Origin of the sequence: Faecalibacillus sp. TM498 (assembly GCF_020589955.1) — a bacterium.
In the GTDB taxonomy this organism is placed as follows: domain Bacteria; phylum Bacillota_I; class Bacilli_A; order Erysipelotrichales; family Coprobacillaceae; genus Faecalibacillus; species Faecalibacillus intestinalis.
In genome coordinates this window covers 1-23,306 of sequence record NZ_JAJDKB010000034.1, presented here as the reverse complement: position 1 = coordinate 23,306, position 23,306 = coordinate 1, and the positions used below count along the sequence as shown (strand labels likewise).

The window sequence follows — 23,306 nt, the reverse complement described above, 5'->3', positions numbered from 1 at the left end:
TTTTTTTGGACTAAACGTCCATTGAAAGATAAAATAAGTATAAGAAATGAGACATTTGTGAGACAAACTTGGGACAAATATTGAGTTCATACATGTTATAATCTACTTGTAATAAATCTAGATGACGTTACTTCAACTTAATAGAAAGTAGGTAATTTGTATGGAACCTCTAAATAAGTTAACTTCTGATGGTGCTTGTCGAACAGTATTCAGTAATGATGTCAGTTTTGCATCTTTTTATAATGCAGCTATATTTGAAGGGAAACAAATCATTCATCTTGAAAGACTAGTACGTTTTGAATTTGATATTTCTTTTATTATCAATGATTCAAAAAGAGCAGAAGATAAAAAAAGAAAAAGGGATATTGTCGTTAAAAGTGATATTAATGGAATTTATTGTTTACTGGGGATAGAGCATCAAAGTAGTATTGATGAAACGATGGTTATTCGTTGTGGAATCTATGAAATGTTGGAATTTTTAAAACAGGCAGAAAATAAAGAGTATAAAAGATTAGTTCCTCAAATAATAGTAGTACTTTATATAGGAACAAAGAAATGGAATGGTCCATTAAAACTCAGTGATTATTTTGAAATACCCGAAGAATTAAAGAAATACTTTAATGATTGGAAAATCATTCTTGTAGATGTTAAAGAAATGGATACAAGTAAGATCAGTGATGAACAAACTCGTTACTTTATAGAAACTATACAATCAATATATAAAGGAAGCTATGAAGAATTAAATGGATTAAAAAACATTTCAAAAGAATACTTTTTGTATGCAGCAACTATTACAGGGAGTATAGATCAAGTTGAAAATGTTCTAGAAGGAGATGAGATTGATATGTGTGAAGGAATGGAAAGAATGGCAGAAGGATTTAGAAGAGAAGGAGAAGCACGAGGAGTGATTAAAGGTAGAACTGAAGGTAAATTAGAAGAAAAACAAAATATGTTAAAAGAACAATTAGGTATTAAATTAGAAAGTCTTTCAAGTAATTTAGAAAAACAACTTTCAATACATCAATTGAAAAACTTAATGTATTAACGCATCATATTTTTAATGTTACCAATGAAGATGATGTTTTAAAGTTAATTAACTGAATAATGCATTATATGAAAAGGATAAACATATCTTAAATACGATGTTTATCCTTTTCTATCTATTTTATGTATTTCATCTATTAAATCTTGAATTTCTTTTGGATAAGTTTCTAGTACTTTTTTACCGAGTTCATAAATAAGATTATCTTTGTTTTTAGATGAACCAATATGATAAAAATCTTTGACTTCTTGACTACAAATTAAATTCTCTTGTCTTAATTGATTGATTAAACAAAGACCTTCAATAGATTTAACACGACTTAAAGCTACGTATAGTTGGCCGTTATCAAATGAATAGGGGATTAAATTGACTTGATCATAAGTTTGTCCTTGACTTTTATGCATTGTAATAGCATAAGCAAGCTTTAAAGGTATTTGATAAAAAGCACCTACTTTTTCTTTAGATAGTTGATGATCTTCAATATCCCCATCTTTCTTTTTAGACAAAACATAATTTTCTATAGCCCATTCATGATATCCAAAAGTAACTAATGTTTTATTTGTATCAAGCATAACTGTTACACAATCATCTTCTAATTTATATACTTTTCCAAATGAACCATTTTGATATAAATCTTGTTCAGTATCATTAATTAGTACCATAACTCTAGCTCCTATTTTTAGATGAAGTTCATCTAAAGTAGGTTTATCAAAATTTTTAACATCTCCTACTATTCTAGAATGATAGACTTTAGCTTTATTGGGTAACTTAGAGAGTTTATCTTGATTGATTTGTTCTGCTTTTTTATTAGTAGCAGTTAAAATAATTCCATTTTCAAAAAGTTCTTTTTGACTATGAGTATTAAAATAACTTACACAAGAATAGTCACCTATTCTTGCTTTATTAAGTTCATGAACAAATTCAGGATCCTTTTGTCTAATAACTTCTTTTAATTCAACTGTTTGAAAATCTAAATCTTTCCAATTTGTAGATTCAAAAGCGTAGCCTTTATGATAATGTTCATATATTTTTTCTAAAACTTCACGATCATTATCAGTAGTAACTGGAGGAAGTTGAAAGAAATCACCAACGACAACTATTTGTTTACGAGATAAAGATTTTTCTTCTGCCTTAGTAATTGTTCTTACAACAAAATCAAAAAGATCAACACGACACATACTGATTTCATCTATAATGATAATATCGCTTTCTTGTACAACTTGAGGTACTTTTTGGATATGTTTAATAACTTGTGGCTCAGGGGATACTTGAAAACATCTATGAATAGTTACACCTTGGATATTAATAGCAGCAATACCTGTAGGAGCACAGACAATTACTTTTTTATTTTGTTTTTCCATTTCACTGATAAATAATTTTAAAACAAATGATTTACCTGTTCCTGCACCACCGGTTAAAAAGATATTTTTACCTGATATTAATTGGTTATAGGCATTATATTGATCTTTACTAAGTGATGGTTTAGCTGTTTTTTGAGTATTTTCATTTAAATAGTTCCAAGCTTCTTCTTTAGAAGTAAAACTTTTAAATTGCGCATTTTTAAACTGATTTACTTCATTTTGACATTCTTCCCAAGTATTATAAATACCAGGATGTCTTCCTTTTTTTACAGCATAATATTTCATGATATCACTCCTTGTTTCTATTATGACATATTTATAGCTTTTTGTAATGGGATAAAAATGATATAAAACTTGTGAAATGTTACACATAGCCTTATGTGTAACTTGTTTTTATTTTCACATGATACTAAAATATGTGTAGTTAGAAAAGAGGAGATTTAATTATGGCAAACAGATTTGTATTAAATGAAACAAGTTATCATGGAAAAGGAGCAATTGAATCAATTCCTGAAGAAGCAAAAGCAAGAGGATTCAAAAAAGCTTTAGTATGTTCAGATCCAGACTTAGTAAAATTTGGAGTAACAGCAAAAGTTACTGATTTATTAGATAAAGCAGGATTAGCTTATGAACTATATTCTAATATCAAACCGAATCCAACAATTGAAAATGTTCAACAAGGTGTTAAAGCATTACATGATGCTGGAGCAGATTATATGATTGCTATTGGTGGTGGTTCATCAATGGATACAGCAAAAGCAGTAGGTATTATTGATAAAAACCCTGAATTTGCTGATGTAAGAAGCCTAGAAGGTGTTGCACCAACTAAAAATCCTTGTACTCCAATCTTTGCAGTTCCTACAACAGCTGGTACTGCTGCTGAAGTAACAATCAACTATGTAATCACAGATGTTGAAAAAGATCGTAAAATGGTATGTGTAGACGTACATGATATTCCAGTTGTAGCATTCGTTGACCCAGATATGATGTCATCAATGCCTAAAGGATTAACTGCTGCTACAGGTATGGATGCCTTAACTCATGCTATCGAAGGTTATATTACTAAAGGTGCTTGGGAAATGTCAGATATGTTCCATATCAAAGCTATCGAAATTATTTCTAAATCATTAAGAGGTGCAGTAGAAAATACTCCTGAAGGTAGAGAAGGTATGGCTTTAGGTCAATATGTTGCAGGTATGGGATTCTCTAACGTAGGTTTAGGATTAGTTCACTCAATGGCTCATCCACTTGGAGCTTTATATGATACACCTCATGGTGTTGCTAATGCTATCATCTTACCAACAGTTATGGAATATAATGCACCATATACTGGTGAAAAATATAAAGACATTGCAGAAGCAATGGGTGTAGATACTACTGGTATGTCTCAAGAAGAATATCGTAAAGCAGCTGTAGATGCAGTTAAACAATTATCTAAAGATGTTGGTATTCCAGCTGACTTAAAAGAAATCGTTAAAGAAGAAGATTTACAATTCTTAAGTGAATCTGCTTTAGCTGATGCTTGCTGTCCAGGTAACCCAAGAAATACAAGTGTAGAAGAAATCAAAGAATTATATAAATCATTATTATAATAATAAAACAGTCCTCAATGAGGGCTGTTTTTTTGTTTTAAAATGTAAAAAAAGAAAATTTTGTTATTAATTTCACAATAAAGTTGACTTTTTATGAGGTTTCAATATAATTCTTTTTACATGTTAAAAAGGGGAAATTCGATGGAAAAAAATAAAAAATCAAGTTTTTCAGGCCGTTTAGGATATGTTATGGCGGTTGCTGGTTCGGCTGTTGGATTAGGAAACATTTGGCGTTTTCCATATCTTGCGGCTAAATATGGTGGAGGTACTTTTTTATTTACTTACGTTATTTTAGCGTTAACAGTTGGTTTTGCTTTACTTGTAAGTGAAACAGCATTAGGAAGAAAGACCGGAAACAATCCAATCAAAGCATATAAAATCTTAGGAGCAAAAAAATTAAAGATTGGTGGTTGGTTGAATTCAATTATTCCAATGTTGATAGTTCCTTATTACTGTGTTGTTGGTGGTTGGGTATGTAAATACTTATTTGAATATTTAAGAGGATCAAGTCAAATCTTGACACAAGATACCTATTTTTCAAATTTTATTGCTAATCCAATTAGTCCAGCTTTTTGGTTAGTTGTTTTTGCAGTATTAACTTTTATTGTGGTTATTAAAGGTGTAGAAAAAGGAATTGAAAAAGTAAGTAAAATCTTAATGCCTATTTTAGTAGTGATAGCTATTTTTATTTCAATTTATGGTTTAATGACACCAGGGGCTATTGAAGGTTTAAAATATTATATCATTCCTGATTTTTCTAAATTCAGTATTATGACGGTCATTGCTGCGATGGGGCAAATGTTCTATTCTTTATCGATTGGAATGGGAATTTTATTTACTTATGGTTCTTATATGAAAAAAGATGTTGATATGGAAAAAGCAATTTCTCAAGTAGAAATTATGGATACATTGATTGCTTTTTTAGCGGGGTTAATGATTATTCCTGCAGTCTTTGCATTTTCAGGAAAAGATAGTTTAAATGCTGGAGCGTCTTTAATGTTTATTACAATGCCAAAAGTATTTAATTCACTTCAATTAGGTGGATTTATTGGTGGTGTATTCTTTTTACTTGTCTTATTTGCTGCTTTAACATCGGCTATTTCTTTAATGGAATGTTCAGTCGCAACTTTAATGGAACAATTCCATATTTCTAGAAAAAAAGCAGCTTTAGCAATGATTATTGAAATGTTGGCTTTAGGAATTCCTATTTCACTTGGCTATGGTGTTTTAGGATGGATTCAACCATTAGGAATGACTTTATTAGATTTCTTTGATTTTGTCACAAATTCATGTATGATGCCAATTTCAGCGTTATGTACAGCTTTATTAATTATTTTTGTAACAAAATTAAAAACAATTTCAGATGAAATTAAAATATCATCTGCTTTTAAAAGAGAAAAAGTCTATAATTTTGTGATGAAATATATTTGTATTCCAACATTATTAATTATTTTATTAAGTTATATTTTATCAACATTTGGAATTATTACGTTATAAAAAAGCTTTTTTAAGCTTTTTTTCTTTTTGGACATAAAAAAGACATTTTTTATGTGTATAATATATTAGAAATAAAATGAGCTTTTGTATTTGTCAAATAAAACATTTGTGCTATAATTTATTTGTTTAATTATGCCTAAGTGTAAAGGAGGATGTCTTTATGGACAAAATAAGTGAAAAGATAAAAGCAGCCCGCATTGCCAAAGGCGTTACAATAGAGGAAGTCGCAGAAGCAACATTGTTATCTGTTAATATCATTAAAGATATAGAAGACGGTGCTTTTGAACGATTTGTTGGAGACGAGCTATATGTAAAAATGTATCTTAAAAAAATAGCAAGATACTTAGAAATAGATGAGACGATTGCTGATGATTATTATGCAATTACGAGAGAAATTAAAAAGGCTGATTTAAAAGATTTAGAAAATAAAAAAGAAGATATAGGATCTGTTACTTTTGTAGATAAAGTAAAAAATATTCAACCAACTAAAAAACAACCGACAAGAAAGGGAGTTTATGAAGATCACTATATCTTAAGATATGTTAAATATGCAATTGTCATTATTATTGTCATTGCTATTATTATTGTACTTGGATATTCATTTGTCTTTATGAAATCAAATGATTCATCATTTAAAAATAGTAATACATCTAAAACAGAAACAAGTGAAACTTTAAAGAAGAAAACAACAGAAACAGATAAAAAGAAAACAACAAAATCTGATACAACGAAAAAAGATGAACAAACATCTACTGAAATAACTTTTACTAAAAATGCTGATGGTGATTATAGTTTTAAATTACCTGATGGATATGATCAAGAAACTTTTAAATTAAAGGTAGACTTTACATTTGCGACAACTGTTGATCTACATGTTAATGGTGATCCTAACAGTTATCAAACTGATACATTTAAAAAAGGTGTTTATAGTAGTAATCTTGCTAATATTTCAGCATCAGATGCTTTAAAAGATGATTCTGCATGTGAAAGTGTTGAATTAGAATTTAATGTGAATGATTTCCAATATTTGGAATTTTCATATAGTTGGAACTTAGGACATCGTTATTATATTAATGATCAAAAAATTCCATTAGAAGAAAATGATCATTATGGAACAAGCTCTAATGGTAGAGTAAGAACATTTAAATTAACGATGGTCAAATAATGAATTTACCTAATAAATTAACGATTACAAGAATAATCCTTGTTCCAATTCTTATTCTTATTTATATGTTTCCTTATGCAACGTTTGGAATCAATGTACCTATGTATCATATTTTGAATGCTGATATTTCACTTGTTAATATTGTTATCTTTATTATTTTTGCAGTTGCTTCGTTAACTGATTATTTTGATGGACAAATTGCAAGAAAATCTAAATTAATTACGACTTTTGGTAAGTTTGCTGATCCGATTGCAGATAAACTATTAATTAATACGATTTTTCTTTTACTAGCAAGTGATGGAACAATTTCTATCATTATTCCTATTATTATGATTTCTAGGGATACGATCGTAGATGCCATTCGTTTGGTGGCTGCTAATAAACAAGTTGTTATTGCAGCAAAATATTTAGGAAAATTAAAAACTGTGACACAAATGATCAGTGTGATATTCTTATTATTAAATGATTTTCCTTTTTCAATCATTCATTTACCAATTGGTCAAATAAGTGTATGGATTGCTTGCGTGATTTCAATAGTAAGTGGTATTGATTATTTTATGGATAGTAAAGATATGTTAACGGAGTCAATGTAATGAATGAACTTTCTGAATTATTAATAAAAAATAATATTTCTATTGGAACTGTAGAAAGTTTTACAGTAGGAAATTTTGCGACAATGCTAGGAAATATTCCTGGCATTTCTAAGGTTTATAAGGGTTCTTTAGTCACTTATCAAAGTGAAACGAAAGAAAGGCTTTTAGGAATTGAACATCCATTGATTGAAAAGTACGGTGTTGTTTCTAAAGAAATTGCTACTTTAATGTGTGTTAATGGTAAAAGTATTTTAGATGTTGATCTATGTGTTTCTTTTACAGGAAATGCTGGACCGGATGCAATGGAAGGAAAACCGGTAGGAGAAGTCTATATTGGTATTGCTTATGAAGATGTTGTTGTTTATAAATTGAATTTAGAAGGTAGTCGAAAAGAGATTGCTTTAAAGGCAATAGATTTTGCTCAAAAGAAAGTAATTGAAAAAATTTTAAAAAAATAAAAGAAAAAATGAAAAATAAAGCATATATAGGAATAGGAGGTATTATTTATGGCTGGAAAAAAAGAAGTAGAAACAAAAGATGCTAAAAAAGCACAAGCATTGAATGATGCAATCAAACAAATTGAAAAGCAATTTGGAAAAGGTTCTGTTATGAAGCTTGGAGATCGTGCAGCTGTTGATGTGGCTGTTATTCCAACAGGTTCTTTAACACTTGACATGGCTTTAGGAATAGGTGGCTATCCTAAAGGAAGAATTATTGAGATTTATGGTCCAGAATCAAGTGGTAAGACAACACTTACATTACATGCGATTGCTGAAGTGCAAAAACAAGGTGGTACAGCTGCGTTTATTGATGCCGAACATGCCATTGATCCTGTTTATGCTAAAAATCTAGGAGTTAATATTGATGAATTGATTCTTTCACAACCAGATAGTGGTGAACAAGGTTTAGAAATTGCTGAAACACTTGTACGTTCTGGAGCTATTGACTTAGTAGTTGTTGACTCTGTTGCTGCACTTGTTCCTCAAGTGGAATTAGATGGCGAAATGGCTGATCAACAAATGGGATTGCAAGCAAGATTAATGTCTAAAGCTTTACGTAAACTTTCAGGGGTTATGAATAAAACAGATTGTACAATTATTTTCATTAACCAATTACGTGAAAAAATTGGTGTTATGTTTGGAAATCCAGAAACGACTACTGGAGGAAGAGCTTTAAAATTCTATTCTTCTGTGCGAGTAGAAATCAGAAGAAGTGAAGCAATTAAAAATGGTACGGAAATTGTTGGGAATAAAGTCAATATCAAAGTTGTTAAAAATAAAGTGGCACCACCATTTAAATCAACACAAGTCGATATTATTTATGGTAAAGGTATTTCAAGAGATGGTGAAGTCTTGGATTTAGCAGTTGATAAAGATATTGTTGATAAATCCGGTGCTTGGTATGCTTATAAGGGTGAAAAGATTGGACAAGGACGTGAAAATGCAAAACGATATCTTGTTGAACATCCTGATATAATGAATGAAATTACGGAAGCAATCAAAGCTTCATTAATGCCTGTAGAAGAAGAGGAATTGTAAAAATTCCTCTTTTTAACTTGTTATTGTCAAAATAAGCAATTTGACATATAATATACTTGTGCGCAAAACACGTTTAATAAACATAGTAAAGACTATGTAAATATTAATTATTATAACCGAAACAACCGGTGAATGATTGGATAATCAATCATAAAAAATGTGCATAGAGAAAATGGAGGGTGGAATATGCCAGGTTTAAATATTGCCACTATTTTATCCTATGTTCTAGCTGTCGCTGTTGGGGTTCTTATTTATTTTGTATATGCAAAACTAAATATTTCAAAAGCTAATGTAAGTGCTCAAAAGATTATTGATGATGCAACGAGTAAAGCTGATAATCTAGTTAAAGAAGCTATTTTAGATGCTAAAACTCAAGCTTATGAATTAAAATTAGAAGCAGAAAAAGAAATTAAAGAACAAAAACAAGAAATTACTGAACTTGAAAATAATCTTTCAGAACGTGAAAAAGGTATTGAACGAAGAGATATTGCTGTTCAAGGTAAAGAAGACGTTCTTGAACAAAGAATTAAACAATTAGATATTAAAGAAGCTGGAATAGATAAATTAGAGGCTGAATTAAAAGATAAAATTGATTCTAAAGTTGTTGAATTAGAAAAAGTTGCCGCTATGTCAGCAAGAGAAGCTAAGGAAGAATTGTTCAAACAAGTTGAACAACAAATTTCGTTAGAAATGTCTGCTTACATAAAAGAACAAGAAGAAGAAGCTAAAAGTAAAGCTGCTGATATGTCTAGAGACATTATTGCCAATGCAATTAATCGATACGCTCAAGAAGAGGTTACTGAAAGAACAGTAACTGTTGTTGATCTTCCAAGTGAAGAAATGAAAGGACGTATCATTGGACGTGAAGGTCGTAATATTAAAGCAATCGAACAAGCAACAGGTGCAGATTTAATTATTGATGATACACCTGAAGCAATTACGATTTCTTGCTTTGATCCAGTAAGAAGAGAAGTTGCTCGTTTATCATTAGAAACTTTAATTAGAGATGGACGTATTCAACCAGGAAGAATCGAAGAAGTTGTTGATAAAACAAGAAAAGAATTAGATGAAGTTATTAGTAAAACTGGAGAAAATGCAATTTTTGAATTAGGTATTTCTCGTATTGATAAAGAAATTGTTAAACAAATTGGTAAATTAAAATATCGTACAAGCTATGGTCAAAATGCGCTTCAACATTCATTAGAAGTTGCACATTTAGCAGGAATTATGGCTGCTGAATTAGGATTAAATCAACAATTAGCTAAACGTGCAGGTCTATTACATGATATTGGTAAAGCAATGGATCATGAAATGGAAGGAAGCCATGTTGAATTAGGTGCAAAATTCGCAAAAAAACATGGAGAACATCCAACTGTTATTAATGCAATTGCTTCACATCATGGGGATGTACCAGCAACAAGTGTTATTTCTATTTTAGTAGCTGCTGCTGATACATTATCAGCTGCTAGACCAGGAAGTCGAAGTGAAACAATTGAAAATTATATTCAAAGACTTGAAAAACTTGAAGAAATGGCTAAAAGCTTTGATGGTGTCGATCGTGTCTATGCAATTCAAGCAGGACGTGAAATTCGTATCGTTGTAAAACCTGATAAAGTGGATGATCTAGCAAGTCATAAGATTGCACGTGATATTAAGACAAAGATTGAAGAAGAATTAACTTATCCAGGACATATTAAAGTTACTGTTATAAGAGAAATTCGTGCGAGTGAAATTGCAAAATAAAAGGGAAATCAATTCCCTTTTTTTTTATATATGTTAAAATGTCTTTACGAAATGAGGAAAGAAAATGAAAGTTTTATTTATAGGAGATATCGTTGGAAATGTAGGACGACAAATGATAGAAGATTATCTTTATCGTATTCGAAAAGATTATCAAATTGATTTTGTAATCGCAAATGTTGAAAATGCGACACATGGTAAAGGATTAAATAGAAAACATTATGATTTCTTTACTTTTGAAGGTGTTGATTGTATGACAATGGGGAATCATACTTTTGATAAAAAAGAACTTCTTGATTTTATTGATGAAGCTGATCGCCTTGTTGTTCCTTTCAATCAACCAAGTATTTTACCAGGAGTCCATACAAGAGTATTTAATGTTAAAGGTACAAAAATAAGAGTAACCAATGCACTTGGATGTGTCTTTATGGATAACCGTTATTCGAATCCTTTTGATCATATTGATGATTATCTAAATCTTGAACAAGATATTCATATTATTGATATTCATGCAGAAGCAACCAGTGAAAAAATAGGTTTAGCTTATTATTGTAAAGATAAAGTACAAGCGGTCTTAGGAACACATACACATGTACAAACAGCAGATGAAAGAATTATTGATAAAAAAGTAGCATTTATTTCTGATGTAGGAATGACAGGACCTTATTTAAGTTCTTTAGGGTGTGATTTAGATAGTGTGATTACGCGTATGAGAGGTTTAAGTTCAAAATTTTTAATTTCTGAAAATTCAGGACAGTTTTCAGGTGTCGTGATTGAATTTAATGACAAACACCAACCTATCTCTATTGAAAGAGTTTTGATCAATGATGATCACCTATATCGAGCATCTTAGGATGCTTTTTTGTTATTTTTTTAATGATAATTCATATAGTGAATTAGGAGGCAAAAATATGGAAATAATTAAAGTATCTTCAACATCTGTTCCTAATCACGTTGCAGGAGCAATAGCATCATTAATGAGGGAACAAGATAAACTTATGATTCAAACAATTGGTGCAGCAGCACTTAATCAAGCAATTAAATCAATTGCAATTGCTAGAGGATATATTATACCAACAGGTAAAGAGCTTATCTGTGTTCCTTCTTTTCATGATTTAATGGTCGATGATAAAAGGATTACTGCCTTAAGACTTGTAATAGAATTACGTTAATTTTTAGTGAAAAGGGTTTCTTTTTTTAAAAATTCATTGTATAATACTGACATGTAAATGGAGGTTTTTTAAAATGGCAAAATGTAAATTATTAATGCAAACAGGACAAGTTCAAAAAATTATTGATTTCTTTGATGGATATTCAGATGATAAAGTATCATGTAAATATATTAAAAAAGTAGGAATCAAAGCTGAATTTGAATGTGAAACTGAATTATCACCTGAAGAAGCAGCAGGTCATTGTAAAGGAGTATTTAAAGGAACTCCAGAAGGTAAAGTATTATACTTCTCAATTCAACCAGACGGATTCTTTGGATAAGATAAAAATGATAAGGACTGATAAGTCCTTATTTTTTTCTAGCCAAAAGATAACTTTATGTATATAATAGGAAAGAAATGTGGTGAAAAAATGAAAGATTATAGTGAATATTTTAAAGGGCCAAATTTAAAAGAGGCTCAAAAAAGAAGTAGAAAACAAGTTGATCATTTAAAAGATGCTTTTGAAATACCTAGTGATATGGTAAGTGTAGGTAAAGGAAAAACTTATTATATTCATACTTATGGTTGTCAAGCGAATGAACGTGATGGTGAAACATTAGCAGGTATTTTTGAAATGATGGGATATACAGCTGCTAAAGAAATCGAAGAGGCAGATGTCATTTTATTAAATACTTGTGCTATTAGAGAAAATGCAGAAGAAAAAGTATTTGGGAAAGTAGGTTATGTTAAAAACTTAAAGAAGAAAAAACCAAATCTTATTTTTGGTTTATGCGGTTGTATGGCACAAGAAGAAGTTGTTATTAAAAGAATATTAGAAAAACACCCACATATAGACTTAATCTTTGGAACACATAATATTCATCGTTTACCAACTTTATTAAAAGAAGCAATGTTTAGTAAAGAAATGGTTGTAGAAGTATGGTCTAAAGAAGGGGATGTTATTGAAAATACGCCTGTTACACGTGCTAATGGACATAAAGCATGGGTCAATATCATGTATGGATGTAATAAATTCTGTACGTATTGTATTGTGCCTTATACAAGAGGAAAAGAACGTTCTCGATTAATGGATGATATTATTGAAGAAGTTAAAGGATTAAAAGCAGATGGGTATCAAGAAATCACTTTACTTGGACAAAATGTCAATAGTTATGGAAAAGATTTAGAAGAAGACTATGATTTTGCGACTCTTTTAGAAGAAGTTGCTAAAACTGGAATTGCACGTATTCGTTTTACAACAAGTCATCCATGGGACTTCTCTAGAGAAATGATTGAAATCATTAATCAATATGATAACATCATGCCTTATATCCATTTACCAGTACAATCAGGAAATACAGAAATCTTGAAATTAATGGGTAGAAGATATACAAGAGAACAATATTTAGAACTTTTCCACATGATTAAAGAAGTGATGCCAGATTGTTCAATTACAACAGATATTATTGTTGGTTTCCCAAATGAAACAGAAGAACAATTCCAAGATACACTTTCTTTATATGAAGAATGTGAATACGATTTAGCCTATACATTTATCTATTCTCCTCGTGAAGGAACACCTGCTGCTAAAATGCAAGACAATGTGCCGTTTGAACAAAAACAAGACCGTTTAGAAAGATTAAATGAAGTTGTTAAAGAAAAAGCTTTAAAACAAAATCAACGTTTCTTAAATCAAGTTGTGGATGTTTTAGTAGATGGTCCATCTAAACGTGATGAAACAATGATGACAGGATATACTGCACATCAAAAATTGATCAACTTCAAAGGGCGTAAAGAAGATATTGGTAAAATTGTGCCTGTAAAAGTCACAGAAGTAAAAACTTGGGCTTTAAAAGGTGAACAAGTTGACTAGAATTGAAGAGCTTGCTAGAAAATTAAATCAAGAAATTTTAGCTTTAGAAGTTGTTCAAGAATATCAAAAGTATGAAAAACTTGTTTTAAATGATGAAAAACTTAAACAATTAGAAAAAGAATTAAAAGTATTACAAAAAAAGATTGTCAATCAAAAAGCAAAACAGGATGATCGAGTTACAAAAACAATTCAAGAATATCAAGAAAAAAAAGCATATTATGAAAATCATCCATTAGTTGTTAATTATTTATATTTACAAAATGAAGTGAATGAAATCTTACAAACAATCAATCAACAAATGAATAATGCTTTAAAGTAGGGAAACCTACTTTTTCTTTTTATTATTGACTTATTTAAATTTGGGGATTATAATTTTTCAAAAATATAGAAAGAATAAGGAGATAAAAAAATGGCATTTTACTTTGAAGAACCATCGCGTACTTTTAATGAATATTTATTAGTTCCAGGATACTCATCAGCTGAGTGTCGTGCTGAAAACGTAAGTTTAAAAACACCATTAGTTAAATTTAAAAAAGGTGAAGAACCTGCATTATCACTAAATGTTCCATTAGTTTCAGCAATTATGCAAGCTGTATCTGATGACAATATGGCAATTGCCTTAGCTAAAGAAGGTGGAGTTTCATTTATTTATGGATCTCAATCAATCGAAAGCCAAGCAGCTATGGTAAGACGTGTTAAAAATTATAAAGCTGGATTCGTTCCAAGTGATTCAAACTTATCACCTGAATCAACTTTAAAAGATGTTTTAGATTTAAAAGAAAAAACTGGACATTCAACAATGGCAGTTACAGCAGATGGAACTGCTAACGGTAAATTATTAGGAGTTGTTACTGGAAGAGATTATCGTATTTCTCGTTTATCAATGGATACAAAAGTTGAAACTTTTATGACACCATATGATAAACTAATTTGTGCAGATTTAGGAACATCTCTTAAAGAATGTAATGATATGATTTGGGATAACAAATTAAATTCATTACCTGTAGTAGATGCTGAACAAAGATTACATTATTTCGTATTTAGAAAAGACTATGAAAATAGAAAAAATAATCCAAATGAATTATTAGATGAAAATAAACGTTACATTGTTGGTGCTGGAATCAACACACGTGACTATGCTACACGTGTTCCTGCATTAGTAGAAGCTGGTGCTGATGTTTTATGTATCGATTCATCTGAAGGATTCTCAGAATGGCAAAAATTAACAATCGATTGGATTAGAGAAAATTATGGTGATACTGTTAAAGTAGGTGCCGGTAACGTTGTTGATGCAGAAGGATTTAGATTCTTAGCTGAATGTGGTGCTGATTTCGTTAAAATTGGTATCGGTGGAGGATCAATTTGTATCACTCGTGAACAAAAAGGTATTGGTCGTGGACAAGCTACAGCAACAATCGAAGTAGCTAAAGCAAGAGATGAATACTTTAAAGAAACAGGAATTTATGTACCAATTTGTTCAGATGGTGGTATCGTTCATGATTATCATATGACATTAGCCTTAGCGATGGGTTCTGATTTTATTATGCTAGGTAGATATTTCTCAAGATTTGATGAATCTCCTACAAATAAAGTTCAAATTAATGGACAATATATGAAAGAATATTGGGGTGAAGGTTCTGCTCGTGCTCGTAACTGGCAACGTTATGATATGGGTGGAGATGCTAAACTTTCTTTTGAAGAAGGTGTAGATTCTTATGTACCATATGCTGGAAGTTTAAAAGATAATGTTGGTTTATCATTATCAAAAATTAAACATACAATGTGTAACTGTGGTGCTTTAACAATCCCTGAATTACAACAAAAAGCTAAAATCACTTTAGTATCAGCTACTTCAATTGTTGAAGGTGGCGCACATGATGTTGTGTTAAAAGACGCTAAAGAACAAAAATAAGACTTCGTTGAAGTCTTTTTTTTATTTTTAGACATATTGTTATATGGGGTGACAAAATGGCTGGTAAAGTGTATGAAATCATGACCAAGGCAACTTTATCAAAAGGAACGAAAAAAACGATTTCTAAATATGATTATGTTGTTAATGAGATTGATAAAATACTAGGATGTTGGATTTGTAATCATCAATATCAAGGAATCATTAGGGAGCATCAAGCATTTATAGAAGGAAGTTTTGATTTGCATATTTGGTATAGTCATTTAAATGAAAGTTATTTATTAAAACAACAAGTGCATTACCAAGATGCTATTGATTTAAATATGAAAGATCATCAACTCAGTCAAAATGATCAAATTATTGTTGAAAGTCAATACTTACCTCGATGTATCCATGCAACCTTAGAAAATAAAACAATGCACATCGAAATAGAAAAACAAATGTCTTTAAAAATCATTGGTAATACAACAATTCTTGTAGAAAGTAAAACAAATGATGAAGAACTTGAAATGAAAATTAATCCCGATTTCATAACATAGAAAGATGTTTCTTTCTATGTTATAATAATCAACGAATTAGAATGAGGTGTAAAAATGAAACAAAAATACAGTCCAATGATGATGCAATATTTAGGTATCAAGGAACAAAATAAAGATTCTATTGTGATGTTTAGATTAGGGGATTTTTATGAAATGTTCTTTGATGATGCGATGGTTGTTTCTAAAGAACTAGAACTTGCTTTAACAGGGAAAAATGCCGGCGCTAAAGAAAGAGTTCCAATGTGTGGGGTTCCTTTTCATAGTGCGAGTGGATATATTCAAAAATTAGTAGATAATGGACATAAAGTCGCGATTGTTGAACAATTAACAGATCCTGGAAAAAAAGGTATTGTTGAACGTGGTGTTGTTCAAATTGTCACACCAGGTACTATTTTTGATGAATCGATGACAAAGAATAAAAATAATTATATCGCGTGTATGATGATTTTTGATTTTGTTTATACGCTTGCTTTTTGTGATATTACAACAGGTGAATTTCAAGTCATCAATATTGATAAAAAGGATCATCTTTTAAATAATCAATTAGCTTCGATGGAAGTTAAAGAAATTGTTGTTAAAAGTGATTGTACATATAACTTTAATGATTCAATTATGGTATCTCATTATGATAATGAAACATTTAATGAAAAATATCGAGATATTTTTCATAATATAAAAGATTTAAAAGAAATCAAAGTATCTACTTTATTATTAAATTATTTAATTGAAACACAAAAAAGAGACTTGGAACATCTTCAAATGATTGAAGAAATCAATAATCAAGATTTTATGACAATGGATCTTTATACTAAAAAATCATTAGAATTAACTGAAAATTCTAAAGATCATGAAAAATATGGTTCCTTATTTTGGTTATTAGATATGACAAAATCAGCAATGGGAGCAAGACTTTTAAAAAATTATATTGATCGACCACTTTTAAAAAAAGAAGCCATTGAAGAAAGATTAGATATTGTTGAAATCTTTACTCAACAATTTATTCAAAGAGAAAGTATTAAAGAAATATTAAAAGAAATCTATGACTTAGAAAGACTATCAAGTCGTATTGCTTTTGGAAACATTAATGCAAGAGATTTAAAATGGATTGCTTCTTCTTTAAAAGTCTTACCAGAATTAAAACAACAACTTTATTCATTCAATGAACCTTTAACAGATCAATTAGCCAATCAAATCATTGATCTATCACATATTACAAAACTCATTGATGATGCTATTATTGATAATCCTCCTCTTACGATTAAAGAAGGAAATATTATCAAAGATCATTTTAATGAAGAATTAGATGAATTACGTTATTTAAGAGATCATGGAAAACAATGGTTAGTTGATTTTGAACAAAAAGAAAGAGAAAAAACAGGTATTAAAAACTTAAAAGTTGGGTATAATCGTGTCTTTGGTTATTATATTGAAGTTACAAAAGGAAGTTTAGATCTTGTTAAAGATGAATTCGAATATACAAGAAAACAAAGTTTATCGAATGCAGAAAGATTTATTACGCCTGAATTAAAAGATATGGAAAGTAAGATTTTATCGGCACAAGATAAAATTCAAAAATTAGAATATGTTTTATTTACTCAAGTTAGAAATGAAACCAAAAAAGAAGTCCATTTGATTCAAGATGTTTCGAAAATTATCGCGCGTGTAGATGTTTATCAATCTCTTGCAATGTTAGCAAGTGAAAATAGTTATGTAAGACCTGTCTTTAATGATCAAAAAATCATGGATATTAAAGAAGGTAGACATGGTGTCATTGAAAAAGTCATGGGGCATGGTAAATATGTACCTAACGATGTTTCAATTGATGAAAATTCACCAGTTATCTTAATTACAGGGCCAAATATGGGTGGTAAATCGACTTATATGAGACAAGTAGCTTTAATTGTTATTATGGCGCAAATTGGTTCGTTTGTTCCTGCTAAATATGCGAATCTTACAATCTTTGATCAAATCTTTACGCGTATTGGAGCAAGTGATGATTTAATTAGTGGTCAATCAACTTTCATGGTAGAAATGTTAGAAGCGAATAATGCTTTACGTTTTGCTAGTGAAAAATCGTTGATTTTATTTGATGAAATTGGTCGAGGAACAGCAACTTTTGATGGAATGGCTATTGCCCAGGCAATGATTGAATATATTGCCAGTGAAATTCATTGTATGACATTATTTTCAACCCACTACCATGAACTTACATTTTTAGAAGATAAAGGTCTTGGTATCCAAAATGTTCATGCTAGTGCTAGAGTAGATAATGATCATTTAGTATTTGAATATTTAATTAAAAAAGGACGTTCTAATAAATCTTATGGGGTCAATGTGGCTAAACTTGCTAAATTACCAGATGAAGTAATCAATCGTGCTAATTTAGTATTAGAAACACTTGAAGAAAATAACGTAGAAGATTGTTTAATTGAAGAAAAACAAGTTCAAGTTATTGAAAAAGAAAGTGAAGTTGAAAAATATTTAAAGACAATTGATCCAATGGCTTTATCACCATTAGATGCTTTGTCAACTTTAATCGAATTAAAGAAATTAGTAAAGTAGAGGTGGCCTATGAAAATAAAACAACTTGATGATATTTTAGCAAATAAAATAGCAGCTGGTGAAGTCATTGAAAGACCAGCAAATGTTGTCAAAGAATTAGTTGAAAATAGTATTGATGCCTCTTCTTCTAAAATAGATATTATTATAGAAGAAGGAGGAATGAATTTAATTCAAATTATTGATGATGGATCAGGAATGGATAAAGAAGATGCATGCCTTTGTTTTTCAAGACATGCAACAAGTAAAATCTATAATGATCAAGATTTATTTTGTATTCAAACATTAGGCTTTAGAGGCGAAGCTATTCCTTCCATTGCTTCTATTTCTCGTTTTGTTTTAAAAACCAGTGATGGAAGTCAAGGATCAACAGTAATTTATGAATTTGGTAAATTTATTGAACAAAAACAAAGTGATCTTAATAGAGGAACAAATATTTCTGTTTCAAAGCTTTTTCAAAATGTACCAGCAAGATTAAAATATGTAAAATCTGTCAATGCTGAATTTGCACATATACAAAATTATGTAGAAAGACTTTCTTTATCTCATCCAGATATTGCTTTTACTTTAATACATAATGATAAGATGACTTATAAAACAAATGGAAATGGAAATTTATTAGAAGTTATTCATCAGATTTATGGGTTATCTGTGGTTAAAAATATGTTGAATTTAAAAGCTGGAAATGATGAATTTCAAATAGAAGGTTTTATTGGTAAAATTGAAGTGAATAGGGCAAGTAAGAATCATATTGTTACGATGGTCAATCATCGTATTGTTAAAAATCAAGTAGCAATCGATGCTATTAATCAAGCATATCGTAAATATTTAGCAGATAATCGTTATCCTATTGCAGTCATCAATATTGAAATTGATCCTTATTTAGTGGATGTCAATGTTCATCCAAGCAAGTTAGAAGTTAAGTTTTCTAAAGAATACGAATTAAAACAATTAATTTTTGATGCGGTATCTAAAACTTTAGAAAATGTAAATTTAACCTATCAAGTTAAAGAAGAAAGACCAATCTTTAAACCACAACTAGATCAAATGGATCTAGATATTGATTTTAGACAAGAAATTCCTACAAAAGTTCAAGAAAAACCACAAGCTTCATTTATTCAAGAAAAAAAACAACCACTATTTGTACATGAAGAAAAAAATGAATATATAACAGAACCTGTAGAAAAGCTTGTTGAAGAACCTATCCAACTTGAAAAAGTTGAAGTGTCTTTAAAAGAAATGAAAAAGAAAATATTTGTAAAAGCACAAATTCATGGAACTTATATTGTAGGTGAAGATGATAGTGGAATGTATTTGATAGATCAACATGCCGCACAAGAAAGAATCAATTATGAATATTTTCTGGAAAAATATAGTCATCCAGATATGACAATGAGAGATTTATTAGTACCTATTACAGTTGAATATCCTTTAAGTGAATGTATGATGATTGAAGAAAGAAAAGACTTATTAAAAGAAGTTGGCATTGATTTAGAGCCTTTTGGTAATGGTTTTATTATTAAACAACTGCCAATGTGGATGAATCAAATTAATGAACATTTATTTATTGAAGATATGATTCAACAGATATTAAAAGATAATAAAATTGATTTACTTTCTTTACAAGAACATGCTATAGCAACATTAAGTTGCAAAGCATCTTTAAAAGGGAATAGTCATCTATCAATTGAGTCAATGCAAACAATTGTTGATAATTTAATGCGTTGTGATAATCCTTATGTTTGTCCACATGGAAGACCAACGATTATTCATTATTCAGCATATGAATTAGAAAAATTGTTTAAGAGGGTCGTATAATGGAAAAAGTAATTGTTGTAATTGGACCAACAAGTGTTGGTAAAACAAAAATGGGAGTAGCTCTTGCTAAAAAGTTCAATGGAGAAGTTATTAGTGGAGACTCTATGCAAATTTATAAACAGATGGATATAGGAACTGCTAAAGTCACAGAAGAAGAAAAAGAAGGTATTATTCATCATTGTGTAGATATTTTAAATCCTGATGAAACATACAGTGTTCATGATTTTCAACAAACAGTAAGAAAAAAGATAACAGAAATTACCCAAAGAGGACATGTTCCAATAATTGTTGGAGGAACAGGCTTATATATAAAAGCAGCATTATATGATTATCAATTTGATGAAATGGAAAATGATCATCATGCAATAAATGAAAAATATAAAGATTATACAAATGAACAATTACATGATCATTTAAAATCAATCGATGAAGAAAGTGCAAAAATATTGCATTTCAATAACCGTCGACGTGTTTTAAGAGCTATTGAAATCTATGAAACAACAGGTAAAAGAAAAAGTGAAATGTTAGAAGAACAAGAGCATATTTGTTTATATGATGCTTATTTTGTGGGATTAACGCTTCCTAGAGATGTTTTATATGAAAGAATTAACAAACGTGTTGATGTGATGATGGAAAATGGTTTAAAAGAAGAAATGGAGCGTCTTTATAGTCAAGGACTTACAAGAAATCATCAAAGTATGAAAGCGATTGGTTATAAAGAATGGTTTGATTATTATGATCATCAAATTGATTTAAATGATGTTTTAGAGTTAATAAAAAAACATTCAAGACAATACGCTAAAAGACAGTATACTTGGTTTAAAAACCAATTTGATGTTCATTGGTATGATGTGAATTTAGAAAACTTTGAACAAACCATTGAACAAGTAACAGATGATATAGAAAAAATCCTAAAAGTTTAGGATTTTTTTGTATGATTTAATTTTTTAATATTACTTGTACGACCATGTTTTAAAATACGTCGATAATTTTCAGCTAAAGCTTTTTCATATTGACTTGTCATCCAAGGTACATAGAATTGATTATTTGCGATTTGATCAGGTAAATATTGAATATATTCCCATAACTCAGGACGATCATAATTATATTTTTCATCCTCTTCTAGACCAACAGGTGTTAATCTTAAATATTCAGGTGCAGGCAAAGATTGTTGTCTTAAAGAAGCTAAGGCAGCATCAATGGCTGCTTCTGATGATTTAGATTTAGGTGAAAGACACAAATCAATAATAGCACTTGCAATAGGAATTCTTGCCTCAGGAAATCCTACTGTTCTGGCAGCTTGAAAAGCAGCAACAGTACGCATACAAGCATTTGGATTAGCAAGTCCAACATCTTCATATGCACAAACAAGAACACGTCTTTCTAAAGATTCAATATCATTATATTCTATCAACTTTGCAAAATAATACATAGCTCCATTAGGATCACTTCCACGAATAGATTTTTGTAAACCACTTAAAGTGTCATAATATTGATCTTCATCTTTATCAAATTGACCATTAGCTTGTGTTAAAGCATTTTTAGCATCTTCAATAGTAATATGATTATCATGAGAAATAATTGTACATACTTCTAAACAATTATATGCAAAACGAATATCTCCTGATGAAAGACGAGCAATATGTTGCAAGACTTCTTCATCACATTGATATTGATGATGACAGCCCTTTTCGCTATCTAAAGCGCGATGTAAACCTTGAATAATATCTTCTTGAGTTAAAGGCTTAACTTCAATGATTTGACATCTTGAACGAATGGCAGGATTGATTGAATGATAAGGATTAGCTGTTGTACATCCAACAATAATCAATAGACCACTTTCTACATAAGGAAGTAAATTATCTTGTTTCATTTTATTCATACGATGAATTTCATCGATAATGACAAAAAGACCATTAGATAATTTAGCTTCTTCAATAATCAAATCCATTTCTTTTTTATTTCCTGTAGATGCATTAAAAGTACGACAAGGCATATTTAAATCATGAGCCAAAGCCATTGCAAGAGTTGTTTTACCACAACCTGGTGGGCCATATAAAATAACAGACATTGGGTGATTCTTTTCTACAAATTTAGTAAATAAACCATTTTCACCTATAATATGTTTTTGTCCTAATATATCTAAAAGAGATTGAGGTCTCATATTATAAGCTAAAGTTCCACTCATAAAAAAATCTTCCTCCTTAATACAAAATGAATTATAATGATTATAACACTTTTATAAAAAGAAAGGTAGAAATGAATATGAGATTAGTTGTACAAAGAGTAAGTGAAGCAAGCGTGGAAATTGAAGGAAAAATAAATGGACAAATCAAACAAGGATTTATGGTATTAGTAGGTATTACGAATGATGATAATGAAGAAATTGTTGATAAGATGGTTAATAAGCTTATCAATTTAAGAATTTTTGAAGATGAAAATGAAAAATTGAATTTATCATTGATGGATATCAAAGGAGAAATTCTTTCTATTTCACAATTTACTTTATATGCAAATTGTAAAAAAGGAAGGAGACCTAGTTTTTTAGATGCTGCTAAACCAGAAATATCAAAACCATTATATGAATATTTTAATAAAGCATTAGAAAATGCAGGGGTCCATACAGAAACAGGAATCTTTGGAGCGATGATGAAAGTCTCACTGATCAATGATGGACCAACAACAATCATCCTGGACAGTAAAGAAATCATATAGTCATAAGGCAAAGAAACGTTCTGTAAAGATCGTTTCTTTTAATCATGACAAAAAAATACAGATAAAAAAACAACGATATAAAGGCAGAAAAAGAGGGGAATAGAGAAAAAAATAAAAAAAGGCTAAAGTGAAAAGTTAAATTCCACTTTAAAAAAATGAAAAATAAAAGTAGAATTTACTCTTTCAGAAAGCAGATTTTATAAGAATATTAGGT

General features: G+C 29.8%; 21 protein-coding genes. 19 read left to right on the top strand and 2 right to left on the bottom strand.

Annotated features, from left to right (window positions below; all coding sequences use genetic code 11):
• The first annotated feature begins 160 nt into the window (after window positions 1-160).
• Window positions 161-1,045 carry an Rpn family recombination-promoting nuclease/putative transposase gene (locus tag LJD32_RS10525; protein ID WP_227392343.1) on the top strand — a complete coding sequence of 295 codons (885 nt, stop codon included), beginning with the start codon at window positions 161-163 and terminating at the stop codon, window positions 1,043-1,045.
• A 101-nt stretch (window positions 1,046-1,146) separates the two neighbouring features.
• Here the strand turns inward: LJD32_RS10525 and LJD32_RS10520 are convergent, their stop codons facing one another.
• Window positions 1,147-2,688: a viroplasmin family protein gene (locus LJD32_RS10520; RefSeq protein WP_227392342.1), complete on the bottom strand. Its 1,542-nt coding sequence runs from the start codon at window positions 2,686-2,688 to the stop codon at window positions 1,147-1,149.
• A gap of 161 nt (window positions 2,689-2,849) precedes the next feature.
• On the opposite strand from LJD32_RS10520, the gene fucO reads away from it, so the two are divergent.
• The 17 genes from fucO to miaA all read left to right on the top strand — a co-directional run bounded on the left by fucO (window position 2,850) and on the right by miaA (window position 21,300).
• Window positions 2,850-3,995: a lactaldehyde reductase gene (fucO, locus tag LJD32_RS10515; protein ID WP_227392341.1), complete on the top strand. Its 1,146-nt coding sequence runs from the start codon at window positions 2,850-2,852 to the stop codon at window positions 3,993-3,995.
• 141 nt (window positions 3,996-4,136) lie between these two features.
• A complete protein-coding gene (locus LJD32_RS10510) occupies window positions 4,137-5,492 on the top strand; it encodes a sodium-dependent transporter (RefSeq protein WP_227392340.1) in 1,356 nt (451 codons plus the stop codon).
• A gap of 160 nt (window positions 5,493-5,652) precedes the next feature.
• On the top strand, window positions 5,653-6,657 hold the full coding sequence (locus LJD32_RS10505; protein ID WP_119362841.1) for a helix-turn-helix domain-containing protein: 1,005 nt from the start codon (window positions 5,653-5,655) through the stop codon (window positions 6,655-6,657).
• A complete protein-coding gene (gene pgsA, locus LJD32_RS10500; RefSeq protein ID WP_022000715.1) occupies window positions 6,657-7,250 on the top strand; it encodes a CDP-diacylglycerol--glycerol-3-phosphate 3-phosphatidyltransferase in 594 nt (197 codons plus the stop codon). The genes LJD32_RS10505 and pgsA overlap by 1 nt, the downstream gene beginning before the upstream one ends.
• Window positions 7,250-7,708 carry a CinA family protein gene (locus tag LJD32_RS10495; protein WP_227392339.1) on the top strand — a complete coding sequence of 153 codons (459 nt, stop codon included), beginning with the start codon at window positions 7,250-7,252 and terminating at the stop codon, window positions 7,706-7,708. Before pgsA ends, LJD32_RS10495 begins: the two co-directional genes overlap by 1 nt.
• A 48-nt stretch (window positions 7,709-7,756) precedes the next feature.
• A complete protein-coding gene (gene recA, locus LJD32_RS10490; protein WP_022000713.1) occupies window positions 7,757-8,788 on the top strand; it encodes a recombinase RecA in 1,032 nt (343 codons plus the stop codon).
• A gap of 186 nt (window positions 8,789-8,974) precedes the next feature.
• Window positions 8,975-10,531 carry a ribonuclease Y gene (rny, locus tag LJD32_RS10485; RefSeq protein ID WP_032089554.1) on the top strand — a complete coding sequence of 519 codons (1,557 nt, stop codon included), beginning with the start codon at window positions 8,975-8,977 and terminating at the stop codon, window positions 10,529-10,531.
• Between the two features lie 64 nt (window positions 10,532-10,595).
• Complete coding sequence (locus LJD32_RS10480) at window positions 10,596-11,381, top strand: TIGR00282 family metallophosphoesterase (RefSeq protein ID WP_227392338.1); 786 nt, start codon at window positions 10,596-10,598, stop codon at window positions 11,379-11,381.
• A 58-nt stretch (window positions 11,382-11,439) separates the two neighbouring features.
• The gene (locus LJD32_RS10475) at window positions 11,440-11,700 is read left to right on the top strand and encodes a stage V sporulation protein S (protein ID WP_227359745.1); all 261 of its coding nucleotides are present in this window, start codon (window positions 11,440-11,442) and stop codon (window positions 11,698-11,700) included.
• Between the two features lie 73 nt (window positions 11,701-11,773).
• The gene (locus tag LJD32_RS10470; protein WP_032089556.1) at window positions 11,774-12,019 is read left to right on the top strand and encodes a hypothetical protein; all 246 of its coding nucleotides are present in this window, start codon (window positions 11,774-11,776) and stop codon (window positions 12,017-12,019) included.
• A 90-nt stretch (window positions 12,020-12,109) separates the two neighbouring features.
• On the top strand, window positions 12,110-13,552 hold the full coding sequence (gene miaB / locus LJD32_RS10465; protein WP_032089579.1) for a tRNA (N6-isopentenyl adenosine(37)-C2)-methylthiotransferase MiaB: 1,443 nt from the start codon (window positions 12,110-12,112) through the stop codon (window positions 13,550-13,552).
• Window positions 13,536-13,871 (top strand): YlbF family regulator, encoded by a 336-nt coding sequence (locus LJD32_RS10460; protein ID WP_107030555.1) that lies wholly within the window; start codon window positions 13,536-13,538, stop codon window positions 13,869-13,871. Before miaB ends, LJD32_RS10460 begins: the two co-directional genes overlap by 17 nt.
• A gap of 90 nt (window positions 13,872-13,961) precedes the next feature.
• Window positions 13,962-15,464: an IMP dehydrogenase gene (locus tag LJD32_RS10455; RefSeq protein ID WP_032089558.1), complete on the top strand. Its 1,503-nt coding sequence runs from the start codon at window positions 13,962-13,964 to the stop codon at window positions 15,462-15,464.
• 56 nt (window positions 15,465-15,520) lie between these two features.
• Complete coding sequence (cotE, locus tag LJD32_RS10450; protein WP_227359746.1) at window positions 15,521-16,000, top strand: outer spore coat protein CotE; 480 nt, start codon at window positions 15,521-15,523, stop codon at window positions 15,998-16,000.
• 54 nt (window positions 16,001-16,054) lie between these two features.
• Window positions 16,055-18,562: a DNA mismatch repair protein MutS gene (gene mutS / locus LJD32_RS10445; protein ID WP_227392337.1), complete on the top strand. Its 2,508-nt coding sequence runs from the start codon at window positions 16,055-16,057 to the stop codon at window positions 18,560-18,562.
• 9 nt (window positions 18,563-18,571) lie between these two features.
• Window positions 18,572-20,377, top strand: a complete 1,806-nt coding sequence (gene mutL / locus LJD32_RS10440; RefSeq protein ID WP_147580501.1) for a DNA mismatch repair endonuclease MutL — start codon at window positions 18,572-18,574, stop codon at window positions 20,375-20,377.
• Window positions 20,377-21,300, top strand: a complete 924-nt coding sequence (gene miaA / locus LJD32_RS10435; protein ID WP_032089562.1) for a tRNA (adenosine(37)-N6)-dimethylallyltransferase MiaA — start codon at window positions 20,377-20,379, stop codon at window positions 21,298-21,300. The genes mutL and miaA overlap by 1 nt, the downstream gene beginning before the upstream one ends.
• Here miaA and LJD32_RS10430 read toward each other — a convergent pair.
• Window positions 21,297-22,565: a replication-associated recombination protein A gene (locus LJD32_RS10430; RefSeq protein WP_227392336.1), complete on the bottom strand. Its 1,269-nt coding sequence runs from the start codon at window positions 22,563-22,565 to the stop codon at window positions 21,297-21,299. The two genes, miaA and LJD32_RS10430, sit on opposite strands and share 4 nt — an antisense overlap.
• A 77-nt stretch (window positions 22,566-22,642) precedes the next feature.
• Here LJD32_RS10430 and dtd point away from each other — a divergent pair, with 77 nt between their 5' ends.
• Window positions 22,643-23,092, top strand: coding sequence for a D-aminoacyl-tRNA deacylase (gene dtd / locus LJD32_RS10425; RefSeq protein ID WP_117783232.1), 450 nt, complete (start codon window positions 22,643-22,645; stop codon window positions 23,090-23,092).
• Window positions 23,093-23,306: the final 214 nt, after the last annotated feature.